General features: G+C 63.6%; 12 protein-coding genes. All 12 read right to left on the bottom strand.

Annotated features, from left to right (window positions below; translation table 11 throughout):
- Position 1: 1 nt before the first annotated feature.
- Positions 2 to 1,582 (bottom strand): class I adenylate-forming enzyme family protein, encoded by a 1,581-nt coding sequence (locus F0P97_RS10040; protein WP_182286590.1) that lies wholly within the window; start codon positions 1,580 to 1,582, stop codon positions 2 to 4.
- A gap of 63 nt (positions 1,583 to 1,645) precedes the next feature.
- The gene (locus F0P97_RS10035; RefSeq protein ID WP_182286589.1) at positions 1,646 to 2,449 is read right to left on the bottom strand and encodes an SDR family oxidoreductase; all 804 of its coding nucleotides are present in this window, start codon (positions 2,447 to 2,449) and stop codon (positions 1,646 to 1,648) included.
- Positions 2,446 to 3,987, bottom strand: a complete 1,542-nt coding sequence (locus tag F0P97_RS10030) for a class I adenylate-forming enzyme family protein (RefSeq protein ID WP_182286588.1) — start codon at positions 3,985 to 3,987, stop codon at positions 2,446 to 2,448. The genes F0P97_RS10035 and F0P97_RS10030 overlap by 4 nt, the downstream gene beginning before the upstream one ends.
- An 18-nt stretch (positions 3,988 to 4,005) precedes the next feature.
- The gene (locus F0P97_RS10025; RefSeq protein WP_182286587.1) at positions 4,006 to 4,872 is read right to left on the bottom strand and encodes a 3-keto-5-aminohexanoate cleavage protein; all 867 of its coding nucleotides are present in this window, start codon (positions 4,870 to 4,872) and stop codon (positions 4,006 to 4,008) included.
- Positions 4,873 to 4,974: 102 nt separating this feature from the next.
- On the bottom strand, positions 4,975 to 6,117 hold the full coding sequence (locus F0P97_RS10020) for an acyl-CoA dehydrogenase family protein (protein ID WP_182286586.1): 1,143 nt from the start codon (positions 6,115 to 6,117) through the stop codon (positions 4,975 to 4,977).
- Positions 6,114 to 8,087: an acetyl/propionyl/methylcrotonyl-CoA carboxylase subunit alpha gene (locus tag F0P97_RS10015; protein ID WP_182286585.1), complete on the bottom strand. Its 1,974-nt coding sequence runs from the start codon at positions 8,085 to 8,087 to the stop codon at positions 6,114 to 6,116. The genes F0P97_RS10020 and F0P97_RS10015 overlap by 4 nt, the downstream gene beginning before the upstream one ends.
- Positions 8,084 to 8,917, bottom strand: a complete 834-nt coding sequence (locus F0P97_RS10010; protein WP_182286584.1) for an enoyl-CoA hydratase/isomerase family protein — start codon at positions 8,915 to 8,917, stop codon at positions 8,084 to 8,086. The genes F0P97_RS10015 and F0P97_RS10010 overlap by 4 nt, the downstream gene beginning before the upstream one ends.
- Positions 8,918 to 8,927: 10 nt before the next feature.
- Positions 8,928 to 10,106 (bottom strand): acyl-CoA dehydrogenase family protein, encoded by a 1,179-nt coding sequence (locus F0P97_RS10005; RefSeq protein WP_182286583.1) that lies wholly within the window; start codon positions 10,104 to 10,106, stop codon positions 8,928 to 8,930.
- Positions 10,107 to 10,158: 52 nt separating this feature from the next.
- On the bottom strand, positions 10,159 to 11,796 hold the full coding sequence (locus F0P97_RS10000) for an acyl-CoA carboxylase subunit beta (RefSeq protein WP_182286582.1): 1,638 nt from the start codon (positions 11,794 to 11,796) through the stop codon (positions 10,159 to 10,161).
- Positions 11,793 to 12,674 (bottom strand): SDR family oxidoreductase, encoded by an 882-nt coding sequence (locus F0P97_RS09995; protein ID WP_182286581.1) that lies wholly within the window; start codon positions 12,672 to 12,674, stop codon positions 11,793 to 11,795. The genes F0P97_RS10000 and F0P97_RS09995 overlap by 4 nt, the downstream gene beginning before the upstream one ends.
- Positions 12,674 to 13,321: a TetR/AcrR family transcriptional regulator gene (locus F0P97_RS09990; protein WP_232538184.1), complete on the bottom strand. Its 648-nt coding sequence runs from the start codon at positions 13,319 to 13,321 to the stop codon at positions 12,674 to 12,676. The genes F0P97_RS09995 and F0P97_RS09990 overlap by 1 nt, the downstream gene beginning before the upstream one ends.
- A 127-nt stretch (positions 13,322 to 13,448) precedes the next feature.
- A complete protein-coding gene (locus F0P97_RS09985) occupies positions 13,449 to 14,462 on the bottom strand; it encodes an AraC family transcriptional regulator (RefSeq protein ID WP_182286579.1) in 1,014 nt (337 codons plus the stop codon).
- Positions 14,463 to 14,467 lie beyond the last annotated feature (5 nt).

Genomic DNA, 14,467 nt, shown 5'->3' with positions numbered 1-14,467 from the left:
ATCAGGTGCCCCAGAGCTCTCTGGCCACCTGCTCGAACTGGCGTCGCATCACGTTTTTCTGCACCTTGCCCGTCGCCGTGGACGGGAAGGCCTCCACAAAATGGACCAGCTTTGGCACTTCAAAGCCGCTGAGATGATTGCGGCAATGGGCCAGTATCGACTCCGAATCCACCTGAGCCCCCGGCTTGCGCATGACAAAGGCACAGACCGCCTCGCTCCAGTGAGGGTGCGGCAGACCAAACACGGCAGCGGCAGCTACGTCCGGGTGAGCCAGCACGACGGCCTCAACCTTCACGCTGGCGACGTTCTCGCCACCGGTCTTGATCATGTCCTTCTTGCGATCTATGAACTCCATGCGACCCTGCTCATCCCACATGCCCAGGTCGCCGGTATGGTGCCAGCCAAACTTCTGTGCCTCGGCCGTCGCCTTGGGATCCTTGAAATAGCCCAGCATGGCATTGGGGCCGCGATGCACGATCTCGCCGACCTGGCAGGTTCCCAGCAGATTGCCATCGTCATCCATGACGGCGGTCTCGCAAGTGCTCAGAGAGCGCCCCCAGAAATTGGCATCGCATTCGGCATTGAGCAAAGGGTAAAAAGTCATGGTAGCCGGGTATATCTCCGTCTGCCCCGTGGCTAGCGAGATATTGCGGCACATGCGCTGCGCAATCTGGGCGATCAAGGGTTTGGGAATAGGCGCCATGGCATAGATGCATTGCCGGATGGTGGTAGGCGCAAAACCCGGATCGGCCAGCACCGCTGCATACATCAGGGGCAGCCCGACAAAGATCGTCACACCTTCCTTCATCACCAGCTGCCCCACCTCCGCCGGCACAAACTGTCGCGTGAGCACGGTGCAAGCGCCTGACGCCAGCGCAGTCTGCACCAGCGCATGCTGGGCGCAATGAAACAGGGGCAACCAGCCGCTGAGCACATCGGCCTCGCCATATTTCATCTCGTCGATATTGCCCTTGACCGCCGCGTATACCGACAGATGGGAATGCACTACACCCTTGGGATTGCCCGTGGTACCGCTGGTATACATGAGCAAGGCCGCCTGGTTGTCGTCAATATCAACCTCGGGCAAAGCATCGGACTGGCCTGCCTCGGCCTGTGTCAGCGATATGCCCGGCAGTCCTTGCTGCATTTGCAGGCGCGTGATGATGAGCGGCACTTGCAATTGCTGCAGAATTTCGGCCAGTCCGGGCAGGGCCAGCAACTCCTGATCTAGCACCACTGCCGACACCTCAGCATGCCGCAGGATGTAGTCGATGCTCGATACCTCCAGCTTGATATTGACGGGCACCCACACCTGCCCCGCCTTGTGAATGGCATTGCAGGCCACCACCATGTCTATGGAATTGGCGCACAGCATGCCGATCTGCTTGCCCGTACCCAGCGTCGACAGCAAATAGTGCGCGAAGCGCGAACTTCGCGCATCCAGCTCGTCATAGCTGATACGCTCAGCACCATCGACCAGCGCCGTGCGGCCGCCAAACTTGCGCGCACTGCGGTAGAGCAGGTCGCCCAGCGCAATGCGCCGGATGCGCCGTGCCTCCTTCGTCAGACTCATCTCGATCATGGCTTGTCTCCTTGATAGTGTGCAACCCGGAACCCATAACCCACGCTTTTTCTTGTTGTGTTTCTACGCCTGCTGCGGCATTGCCATCGCCGCGGCGGCAACCATGGGCGAGAGCTGGCCCTGCGCCCCGCCGTCACAGGCAATGACCGTGCCGGAGATATAGCTGGCCGCATCACTGCCCAGAAACATCGCCAGCCGGGCGATATCCGCAGTCGTACCCATGCGCCCCAGCGGCACCATGCTGCGTACCAGAGCGTCTCCTTCTGCCCCCTGTGGGGCCAGCCGGCGCATGCCTTCCGTGCCCTCGATGGGGCCGGGAGAAATGGCGTTCACACGAATGCCCCTGCCCCCCCACTCCAGCGCCAGCACCCGCGCCAGATGGTCCACTCCAGCCTTGGCAGCGCAGACATGGGCCTGGTACATCATGGGCACGGTGGACTGCGGCGCGGTGATGAAGATCAGGCTGGCGCCCGGCTGCCGCAGGTGCACCAGAGCCTGACGCGCGACATGAAAGCTGCCCAGCAGATCGATGTCAACCACCACCTTGAAGGCGTTGGACGACATCTGCTCCGCAGGTGCCAGGAAGTTGCCGGCTGCACCAGACACCAGCACGTCGACCGGCCCATGGCAGGCCACTGCCTGCGCCAGCGCCGCGCCCACCGCCTGCTCATCGCGCACATCGGCCACCACGCCAAAGGCCTGCGCCCCCAGCGTCGCCAGGGCCGCATCCACATTGGCCTGCTTGCGGCTGGCGACCGAGACCCTGGCTCCTGCCATCGCGTAGTGCTGGGCAATGCCCAGGTTGATGCCTGTGGTGCCGCCAAACACCATCACATGGCTGCCCGAAAAATCGAATTGCACATTCATGGACGGCACTCCTCTGCTCGCAACAAGGCTTTCTGGATCTTTCCTGCCGGGGTCAACGGCAACTCGGTACGAAACACCAGCTGGCGCGGCAGCTTGTAGTCAGCGAGCTGCTGGCGGCAATGCGCGAGCAGCGCCTCCTCGGTCACGCCGGCACCGGGTCTGATCACGATGTAATAGCGCCCCACCTCGCCCAGCACGGGGTCCGGCACGCCGATGCCCGCGACCATCAGCACGCCCGCATGACTGGCAATCACGCTCTCCACCTCGCTGGGATAGACGTTGAAACCGCCCTGTATGAACATGTCTTTTTGCCGCCCCTTGAGGTGGACCAGGCCCTGCTCATCGACAAGCCCCAGATCACCCGAATGCAGCCAGCCGCCGGCAAACGCCTCTGCGTCCTGCTGCTGCCCCACATAGGCCGGAATCACCCCCGCACCGCGAAACCACAGCTCTCCGACCTCGCCACTCCGCAGTTCCTCTCCATCAGCCCCCGTCACGCGCAGTTGCGCCCCTTGCAAAGGCTTGCCTATGCTGTGCAGCAGGGCCTGCTGATCCGCCTGCCAGGGCGTCATCACGATGGCCCCCGAAGTCTCGGACAGACCGTAGAGATTCATGATGTCCACGCCCGGAAACTGCCGCTGCAACCGCTGCAGCAACACCGGATCCACATTTGATCCGCCCACCACGACCAGGCGCAGCCGGCTCATATCCACCTCTGCCAGAAGCGGATGCATGAGCAGCAGTGTCAGCATGGTAGGCACGCCCACCAGCCAGGTCGGCGGATGCCGGTGCGCCATTTTCCAGACGGCCTCGGGGCTGAACATGGGCACCAGCTCGCAGGTGCCGCCCGCCAGCAGCATGGTCAGCACGCCGCAGGTAATGCCGCCCACATGGTTGAGCGGCATGGCCAGTTGCACCACATCGTCCGCCACAGCCTTCACATGCGCATGCTGCGCCAGCGCCGAGCCCAACTGGGAGCGATGTGTCAGCCCCGCTGCCTTGGGCCTGCCCGTGGTGCCGGAGGTGTAGATGATCATCAGCAGGTCATCCGGTTCGGGACCTGTGCCTTCATGCAAGGCTTTCGCGCCGGACTGCAGCGCTTGCTCGAATCCTTCATCCACCCACAACAGGTGCTCCAGCGCCGCAAGACGCCGACGGGCCTGTGCCAGATAGTTCTGGTAGTCGAAACCGGCAAACTCGCGCGGCGCAAGCACGGCCTTGACCTGGCTGTCCTGCAGCATGAAGTCCAGCTCGGCATCGCGGTATCTGACGCTGAGGCCCACCACGACCAGCCCCGTCTTCGCCGCAGCCAGATAGCTCAGCACCCAGGGCAGACCGTTGGGCAGGATGATGCCGATGCGCTCACCGGGTCGCAGGCCCAGCGAGGACAGATGGGCAGCCCAGGCGCTGGCCATGACATCCACCTGCTGCCAGCTATAGCTGCGCCCCTGGTCGATATAGGCATTCCTGTGAGGATGGGCGGCCACGGTCTGCGCCAGTGCCTGCGCCACGGTCCGAGGAGGAGTACAAGTGTTCATCTGCAACTTCTCCCTGATTCAGGCCGCCAGGTGCAGCATCTGCCTGGCCTCCCTGGGAGTGGCGACTTCACGCCCCACATCACGCGCATAGCGCGCCAGTTGCTCGATCAGCGGAGCGTTGGATGTGACCTTGCTGCCGTCCGGCAGATAGAAAGTGTCTTCCAGTCCGCTGCGCAGATGTCCGCCGAGCTCGGCCGTGCGCAGATGGGTGGGCCAGATCTCGCTGCGCCCGATCAGCGTGGTCTGCCAGGGCGCATCCTTGATCTTGAGCCTGAGCAGTATGGGCAGCAGATCGGGGTCTGCGGGCATGCCGGACTCCACCCCCATCACGAAGTTGTATTCGGGCAGGCCTCGGTACATGCCGGTTTCCACATACATGCCCACACAGCGCACGATGCCCACGTCAAAGCACTCGAACTCGGGCAGCGTCTGGGTCTCGGCCATCACATCGAGAAAGTCCTGCACCTTGGCGGGCTGATTGTCGAACAGCATGGGCGGCCAGGCCCAGCTTCCGTTGCTGCGGGTTTTGAGATAGTTGAGCGAGCCCGCATTGCAGGCCGCCATCTCGGGTCGCGTGGCACGCAGGCAATCCAGTGGTCCCTGGTAATCGGGGCCGACCACACCGGTGGTCTGATTGATGATGAGTTCGGGGCAGGCTGCACGCATGGCATCCACGCAGGCCCTGGCCACTGCCGGATCCCAGCTGGGCAGATGACCCTTGCCCTCCTCCTGGCGCCTGAAGTGGACATGCACCACCGATGCGCCCGCGTCATAGGCTCGGCGTGCTTCCTGCGCCAGTTGCTCTGGCGTCACAGGCACATGATGCTGATTCGGGTCGGTCAGCACCCCGGTAATGGAACAGGTAATAATGGCTTTATCGGACATATCGCTCCTTAAATAGAAGCTGATAACGCTTTACACATAAGCGTTTCAGGCTGATTTCGCTCAAACTCCCCGACAACGACAGCTGCCGCTGCAACAGCCGCGCTAGATACGCCACTGGCGCGCGGCCAGCTCTTTCATGATTTCCTCGGTGCCGCCGCCAATCGTCAGCACCTTGACTTCGCGGTAGATGCGCTCGCTCAGCGTGCCGCGCATAAAGCCCATGCCGCCCAGAATCTGCACCGCCGTATCGGCGCAGAACTGCATGGTCTGGGTGGCGTGGTTCTTGAGCACGCAGACCTCGCCCACCCAGTCCGCCCCGCTATCGCCGCCATCGGCACGTGCACAGACCGCGTTGATCCAGGCCTCGGTGCTGCGCATGCGCTGCTGCATGTCCACCAGCTTGTGGCGTATGACCTGATGCTGATTGAGCGTCACGCCAAAGGTCTGGCGCTGCTGCGCCCAGGCCAGCGCCTCGTCATAGCAGGCCTGGGCAAAGCCCAGCGCAGCGCAGGCAATGCCCAGGCGCTCGCCGTTGAAGTTCTGCATGATGGCGCGAAAGCCCTCGCCCTCGGCCCCGAGCAGATGACTGGCAGGCACGCGCACGCCATCAAAGAACAGATGGGCCGTATCCGAGCATTGCCAGCCCATCTTGTGCAGCGGGCTGCGGCGCAATCCCGCACTCTCGCCCGGCACCAGGATCAGGGAGATGCCGAATGCACCTCTTTGCTCGCCCGTGCGCACCGCCACCGTGATCCAGTCCGCACGCATGCCCGAGGTGATGAAGGTCTTCTCGCCCTCGATCACATACTCGTCGCCATCGCGCCTGGCCCTGGTGCGCAGCGCCGCCACGTCCGATCCGCCGCCAGGTTCGGTAATCGCCAGCGCCGCGATCTTGCGGCCTGCCAGCACATCGGGAACCACCTGCTGCTTGAGCACATCGCTGCCCAGAGCCACCACGGGCGGCAGGCCGATGTTGTGCGACAACAGGCTGGCCAGCACGCCACCGCTGCCGCCGTAGCGGCACAGCGCCAGCCACAGGGCGGCGCGCAGGCTGTGCGTGGCCGCAGTGCCACCGAGCTCCTGGGGGTAGCCAATGCCCAGCAGCCCCAGCTCGGCAGCCTGGCGATAGAGCTGGCGCGGGAACTCGCCAGCCTCGTCCCAGGCGGTTACATGAGGAGCGATATGCTCACGCGCGAAGCGGCGCACCATGTCATAGAGCATTTCGCGTTCAGTGGCATCCGTCATGCAGCACCTCCAGACATGGGCACCAGTTTCAGCAGCACCTGGCCCGGCGCCACCTGCTGGCCGGCATTGACCAGCACGGCCTCCACCCGGCAGTCGGCCTTCACGCTCAGGCTGTGCTCCAGCTTCATGGACTCGACGACCACGACCACATCGCCGGCCTTCAGCGCCTGCCCGGTCTCCACGCCCAACTGCACCACACGGCCGTTGAACGGGGCGCGCAGCTCTGCGGTCTGGCCGGCTCCGGCTGCATGCTCGGGCGGGGCATAGCTTGTATCTTCGACCCACCAGTCCACACCACCAGCCTGCAGATGCCAGCGCATCCCGCATTGCCCGACGGGCAGTTGCACGGCCTGCACGATTTGGGTCAGGCCCGCCGATCTCGCTCGCCAGCCATAGGCCAGCAACCTGTCGACCTGCAGCAGCGCAGGCTCTGCGCCGTGCCACCGCAGCAGCCAGCTTTGTGCGGTCTCGGGCCACAGTGCCAGTTCCCGCGTCCGGCCCCGGTGCTGCAGCTTGCGCAACTGGACATAGCTGCAGGCCAGCGGCCCCGGCCCTTGGCCCACGGCGCACAGCGCTCCCCACTGCTGGTGAGCCAGAGCTTCCTTTTCTCGCAGCAGTTGCTGCAAGCGCGGCGCATCGCCCGCCAGATAGGAGATCAGCGCCTGGCCCCGCCTGAACACCTCGTCGCTCAGGCATTCAATCAGAAAGGCGCGATTGGTCGGCAAACCCAGCACCGTGAGCCGGCCCAGCGCATGAATCAGCCTGTCGATAGCTTGCTCTCGCGTTGGTGCATGGACGATCAGCTTGCCCAGCATGGCGTCGTAGTGGGGCGTGACCTCGCTGCCGGAATGCAATGCATGGTCAAAGCGCAGCGGCGCGCGGCTGAAGACGGCGGCCTCGAGTGCCGAGAAATGTCGCACCACGCCGGTTTGGGGCTGAAAGTTCTCGTCTTCGGCACACAATCGCACCTCGATGGCATGGCCCTCAAACTGAACCTGCTGCTGCGTCAACGGCAAGGCCTCGCCGCGCGCCACGCGAATCTGCCACTCGACCAGATCCAGGCCCGTCAAGGCCTCGGTCACAGGATGCTCGACCTGCAGTCTGGTATTCATCTCCATCAGATAGAACTGCCGGCCTTCGACCAGGAACTCCACCGTACCTGCCCCCACATAGCCCGCGGCCTTGGCCAGGGCCACGGCGCAGCTGCCCATGTGCTCGCGCTGCTCGGCGTTGACGGCCGGACTGGGGGCTTCCTCGATGATCTTCTGGTGGCGGCGCTGAACCGAGCAATCGCGCTCCCCCAGATGAATCACATGGCCGTGCCCGTCGGCAAACACCTGCACTTCCACATGACGCGGGTGCATGACGGCACGCTCCACCAGCAAGTCACCATTGCCGAAGCCGGCCTGGGCTTCAGAACGTGCGCTGCTCAGAGCGGCATGCAGCTGCTGGGCACTTTCCACCAGCCGCATGCCGCGCCCGCCACCACCGGCCACGGCCTTGACCATGACAGGATAGCCAATCATGGCTGCCTCGTCGGCAAAGCGCGCATCGCTCTGGTCGTCACCTTCGTAGCCTGGCAGACAGGGCACGCCATGGGCCTTGGCCAGTTGCTTGGCGGCGGCCTTGCTGCCGAGCTGACGGATCGCGGCTGGCGGTGGGCCAATCCAGATCAGGCCCGCTTGCTGCACGGCCTGGGCAAAGCCCGCATCCTCACTGAGAAAGCCGTAACCGGGATGAACGGCATCGGCCCCTGTCGCCTTGGCGGCTGCCAGCAGCTTGTTCACGTCCAGATAGCTCTGGGCCGATGTCAGCCCGCCCAGTGCATAGGCCTGCGTGGACTGTTGCACATGGAGGCTTCCCGCATCCGCATCCGAGTACACCGCCACGGTCTCTATGCCCATGCGCCTGGCGGTGGCCATGATGCGCAGCGCAATCTCGCCACGATTGGCAATCAGAATGCGCTTCATGATGTGCCTCCTGGATTGCAGGTCCAGGGAGCGGGCTGCTTGCTGGAAAAGGCCTTGAGCCCGGCCCCTGCTTCAGCGCTGCGCAGCGCTCTGGCAAAGGCCTGCGCGCCCTGGTTCAGCGATGCATCCAGACTTTGCCCGCCAATGGCTGCCAGCAGCTTTTTGGTGGCAGCCACCGCCTGCGGTGCAGCCTGCGCGCAGATCTCGAGCTGCTGCTGCAGCTGACTCTGCCAGTGGGCAGCGTCTGCGGCCTGGATCACGGTCTGAACCAGGCCTGCCTGCTGTGCCTGGTTTGCGGACCAGCGCTGACCGCCCAGCAGCCATTGGCGCGCCAAGCCATCGCCCAGCCTGCGCAGCACAAAAGGTGCAATCTGCGCGGGCACAATGCCCAGCGTCACCTCGGGCGTGGCAAAGACGGCCTGCTGATCCGCCACCACCCAGTCGGCCACACAGACAAGCCCCACACCGCCGCCCATGGCTGCGCCCTGCACGGCGGCGATCAGCAGCTGGGGCAGCTCGGCCAGTTGCTGCAGCAGCTGACCAAACTCGCGGTTGACCTGAACCAGCGGGTCCTGCGCCCCCGCAGGCAGCGGCGAGCCTATGCTGCTGGCAAAACCTCCCAGGCTGCCGCCCGCACAGAAATGCCCGCCGTTGCCGCACAGCACGACCACGCGCAACTGCGCATCCTTCTGCGCTCTTGTGGCGTGATCGCGCAAGGCCTGCACCAGTTCATCGGTCAGCGCATTGCGGGTTTGCGGCGAGTTCAGCCGCCACCATTCCACAAAGCCGTTGCCCAAGGGCAGGCGTTCGATTTCAAGCACCTGAGTCATGCGCTGCTCCTCAGTGCGCCTGGCGCTTGATCAGCCCCATGGTCTTGCCGATGATGCCCAGCATGACCTCATCGGCACCGCCGCCTATCGATCCCAGACGCCCGTCGCGGTAAAGGCGCGAGACACGGTTGTCCCAGGTAAAGCCCATGCCGCCCCAGAACTGCAGGCAGGTATCGGCCACTTCGCGCGTCAGCCGACCCGACTTGAGCTTGGCCATGCTTGCCAGTTGCAGCGCATCCTGACCCGCCATATACATCTGGGCGGCACGATAGGTCAGTGCACGCAGGGCCTCGACTTCGGTCTGCAACTCGGCCAGCTTGAACTGCACCCATTGCTGATCGATCAGGGTGCTGCCGAACATCTGGCGCTGCTGTGCCCACTCTATGGTCTGCTGAATGCAGTCCTCCATGGCGAGCAGGCCGCTGGCCGAGGCCCAGAGCCGCTCCTCCTGAAACTGCTGCATCTGGTAGATGAAGCCCTGCCCCTCCTGCCCCACCAGGTAGCGCTGCGGCACGCGCACCTCGTCAAAGAACAGCAGGCCCGTATCCGAAGAGTTCATGCCGATCTTGCGCAGCTTCTGCGCCACTTCCACGCCCTTGGTCAGCTTGCCGCGCGGACCCTCCCGCAGGGGCACCATGATGAGACTCTTGTTCTTGTGAACCGGTCCATCGCCGGTGTTGACCAGCATGCACATCCAGTCCGCCTGAATGCTGTTGGTGATCCACATCTTCTGGCCGCTGATGACGTAGTCGTCGCCATCCTTGCGGGCATGGCTTTTGATGCCCGAGACATCGCTGCCCGCACCGGGCTCGCTCACGCCTATGCAGCCCACCATATCGCCCGCAATGGCGGGAGCCAGGAACTGCTCGCGCAAGGCATCGCTGCCAAAGCGTGCCAGTGCGGGTGTGCACATATCGGTCTGCACGCCAATGGCCATGGGCACACCGCCGCAGCGGATATGGCCCAGTGTCTCGGCCATCATCAGGCTGTAGGAGTAGTCCAGCCCCGAGCCGCCATAGGCTTCGGGCTTGGTCAGGCCCAGCAGGCCCAGATCGCCCAGACCCTTGAACACCTGGTGCGCAGGGAAGATCTCCTCCTGCTCCCATTCATCGACATGAGGATTGATCTTCTCGTCGATATAGCGCTTCAGGGTCTTGCGCACTTCCAGATGTTCATGGGTCCATTGCATGGCTTGTCTCCGTCGAGTCCTGTTTGGAAGAAAAAAAGGAAGAGGCGCGGCACTACATGCGCGCGACCCCGAACTGCATGGGGCGCAAGGTGCGCTGCTGCGCTTCGTGCAAGGTCTGCAGGCAGAACGAGAGCACTGCGCGGGTGTCGCGCGGATCGATCACGCCGTCGTCCAGCAGCAAGCCGCTGGTGACCAGCGCATCGGACTGGGCTTCGAACATGGCCACGATCTGGTCGTACTGCTTTTGCATCAGCTCGGCATCGACGGCCAGGCCCTTGCGTGCCATGGCGGCCTCGGTGACCTGACGCATGGTGCTGGCCGCCTGCTCGCCGCCCATCACCGCCGTCTTGGCGCCGGGCCAACTGAAAAGAAAGCGCGGCGCATAGCCTCGGCCGCACATGCCGTAGTTGCCCGCACCGAAGCTGGCGCCGCACTGGATGGTGATCTGCGGCACTGTGGCGTTGGTCACGGCCTGAATCATCTTGCTGCCGTGCTTGATCATGCCGGCCTGCTCGCTGTCCTTGCCCACCATATAGCCCGTGGTGTTCTGCAGATAGATGATGGGGTGGCCCAACTGGCACATCCATTGAATGAAGTGCGCGGCCTTGCTGGCACCAGCCACATCGATGGGGCCGTTGTTGGAGATCAGACCCACGGCATGGCCTCCGATATGCGCCTGCACACACAGCGTGGCCGCACCGTAGCCGGACTTGAAAAGCAGCAGCTCGGAGCCGTCCACCAGTCGCGCCATGACCTCATGCATATCCACCGGCTCGCGGTGGTGTGCCGGCATCAGACCCAAGAGCTCATCGGCGTCGTAACGCGGCTCGACGGTTCCTGAATTAATAGCTTCCCGTGTAGATATAGCTTCAGGCTTTTTCCATTGGGACAGCTGAGACACCACGGCGCGTGCCATGCCCAGGGCATGGCGGTCGTCCTCCGCCAGATACTCGCCCAACCCCGAGACACTGGTGTGCATTTCGGCACCACCCAGCTCTTCCTCGGTCGCGATCTCGCCTGTCGCAGCCTTGAGCAAGGGCGGCCCGGCCAGAAAGGCACGCGAGCGACCGCGCACCATGATGACCACGTCCGACAGCCCGGGCATATAGGCCCCGCCGGCCGTGCCCGAGCCATGCTGCACGGTAATGACCGGCAAACCTGCCGCGGACAACCGAGCCAGATTGCGAAACAAGGCTCCGCCCATCACAAAGCCCTCGACACGATAGCGCATGAGGTTGGCGCCTGCACTCTCCACCAGATGAATGAAGGGCAGCTTGTTCTGCAGGGCGATCTCCTGCACGCGCAGCATCTTGTCCAGGCCTTTTTCCTGGATGGCCCCGGCCTCGATGCCCGAATCGCTGGCCACCACCATGCAGCGCACACCGCTTACAAAGCCGATGCCCGCCAGCATTCCGCCTCCGGGAACCGACTTGGCCGGGTCGTCCTGGTCCTGCATGAAGCCCGCCAGCGTGCACAGCGGCAGCCATGGCATTCCTGCATCCAGCAGCAATGCAACTCTCTCTCGCGGCAGCAACTGGCCGCGCTTTTCAAACTGCGGCTTGGCCCGCTGCGATGCCTGGGCCGCCCGCTGCTCCAACTCTCGCAGCGCGGCGATGCGCCCCAGCGTGGCAGCCCGGCGCTGCTGCGCCAGCTCGCCACCGCCATTCCATTGGGATGCAAAGACGCTCATGACTGAAACACCTTGGGAGTCTGGTAGAGAGAAAAGCCGTCAAATGCACGCACTGCACTGCGCTGCTGCGCTTCGGTACTGGCAGCCACCGGCCCCATGCCCATGCGCACCTGAGGACGGGCGCCGTCGACCCGCAGAACCGTTCCGCTGATGAAGCTGGCCGCCGGACTGAGCAGAAAGACCACGGCAGCGGAGACTTCGGCCTCGTTGCCAAAGCGCCCTGCTGGCACGGTTGCCGGCATCTTTCGCAACATGTCCGCTGCCTCGGGCGGATAGTGATCCATGCCGCTGGAGGCTATATAGCCCGGCGCAATGGCATTGACGCGCACCCCCTGCGCGGCCCATTCCACTGCAGCGGTTTCGGTGAAGCTGACCATGCCCGCCCGTGCTGCGCCGCTATGCCCCATGCCCGGCATGGAGCCCCACATATCGGCAACCATGTTGACGATGGAGCCTCCCTGCCGCGCCATGTGCTGTGCGTAGCATTCGCGCGCCATGAGAAAGCCGCCGGTGAGATTGGTGTCCAGCACCGCCTGCCAGCCCTTGGCGCTGATGGACGCCAGCGGCGAGAGATACTGTCCGCCCGCGTTGTTGACCAAGGCGTCGATACGACCGTGCCGGGTCAGCATCTCTTCGACCACGGCCTTGACTGCCGCCTCGTCGCGGATATCGCAGCTGTGGCTGCTGGCTTGAGCTCCCTGCTGCGCCAGTTCGTCCTGCACGCTCTGCAGCTTTTGTGCATCGCGCCCCACCAGTGCCACATGTGCGCCCAGCGCAGCCAGCTCATGCGCTATGCAGCGGCCTATCCCCGAGCCACCACCGGTCACCACCACCACTTGTCCGGCAAACAAATCCGGACGAAAAACGGATTGGTACATCAGCTCTCTCCAATGAACAAGGCCAGAGATTGATCGGTCAGCGCATCCAGACTCAGGCTGCCGTCCTCGGAAAACCACTGCGCAGTCCAGTTCAGAGCGCCAAAGATCAGCAATCGCGCGATTTCGGGGCGGGCCTTGAGCTTGCCCGTGCGCTGCAGCGCCTGCAGCACGGGCATCCATTGCGCTTCGTAGGCATCCTTCTGTGCGCTCACATCCATGCGCTGCGCATCGCTGAGCAAGCGCCATTCGTAGAGCATCACGGGGATGAAGTCGCTCTCGCCACCCACCATGATCTGCAGGTGATTACGCACCAAGGCGCGCAGTCGCTCCACTCCGTTGGCACGGGCCCCAAGCGCTTGCAGTGCGGCGTTCTGACTATCCGCAGCCTGGGCCATCCCATCCCGCATAACGGCATGCAGCATGGCTTCCTTACTCTCAAAAAAGTAAAAAATGGACCCCGGCTGCATACCTGCAGCAGCGGCGATGTCGCGGGTGCTGCTACCGTGAAAGCCTCGCAGGCGAAACTGCCTGGCTGCGACACGCACCAGCTCGCTGCGGCGCGCGCTCTCATTGCGCTCCTCGGTAGACTTGGGCGGCCTGCCGCGTCCGCGTTTGACGGTCGGAATTTCTTCATGAACTGCTTGCATGAGATGCAGCATATCGGCGTCTTATATTTTTACCAATCAATTGATTGGCAAAAATATTCAGGACTTTCACGCAAGGGTTTTCCACAGCTCGAACGAGCTACTGCGAGTGCACCCGAATACTGCTCTTCTAAGCCGCTCTGACCCGGTACAGGCCCGGCGGGCTCCCAGTCCAGCCTTTGAAGGCACGCTGGAACGCAGCCGCATCGGCAAAGCCCAGATCCGCAGCCAGCGTGGCAAAGCTGACCGTGCTGGAGCCCAGACGGGAGATGGCGATATCACGGCGCAGTCCATCTTTGATGACCTGAAACGAGGTGCCGGCCGCACTCAGCTTGCGTTGCAGGGTAGGAGCAGACATATGCAGCGCCGCTGCCGTGGCCTCCAGCCCCACCCAGTGCGGGCGGCTTTGCTGCAGATAGGCATGCACCAGGGCAGCAATCTCATTGCCAGCGCGCGCAGGAATGACGGCTGCCGCAGGCCAGCTTGCGACAAAGCTGCGCAGAGCGCTCTCGTCGCGCCGGCACACACGCCGAAGCAGACCGGCCTCAAACCAGAACGCCGCTACCGTCTGCCCAAAGCACATGGGGGCTGGAAACGCCTCCCCATAGTCCCTGACATAGTCGGGCCGCGCAAATACAAAATCAAACTGCCGCACCTTGAGCCCGCCACCCATCAACCAGGAAGCGATACGCCACAGTATGCGCAGCAGGTACTCGTACAGAAAATTGGCCGGAGGCTGGCTGCTCAGGGAACGCACGCAGATGGCGGCCTCACCGGCCCTGACCAGCAGACTCACTTCCACATCGTCCTGCAGCAGGTTGTGGACTTCGCACATGCGCTCCAGCGCCCCTTGCACCGTGTGCTCCGCAGAGGCAACACGCGCTATCAGCTCCAGACTGCCGCGCTTGAGCGGGCGCGAGAACAGGCCCAGCGCTTCGTCGTTGAGCGCCGAGATCACGCGCCACATCAATGCGATGTATTGATCCGAGCTGACGCGCGCGCCCGCCTGTTCCAGCAGTTTTGGTGCTATGCCGGCCTGTAGCAGGAAAGTCTCCGGCGCATGGCCTTTGCGCTCGATGGATTGCACGATCCCTCGCACCAGCTCAATCGACACGGTATAGGGAATATTCTTGCGGGTTTTCATTGAGT

The sequence above is a fragment of the Comamonas testosteroni genome (assembly GCF_014076415.1).
GTDB classification, from domain to species: Bacteria; Pseudomonadota; Gammaproteobacteria; order Burkholderiales; family Burkholderiaceae_C; genus Comamonas; species Comamonas testosteroni_F.
The sequence above is the reverse complement of the archived record's forward strand: the minus strand, read 5'-3'. Positions and strand labels throughout refer to the sequence as shown.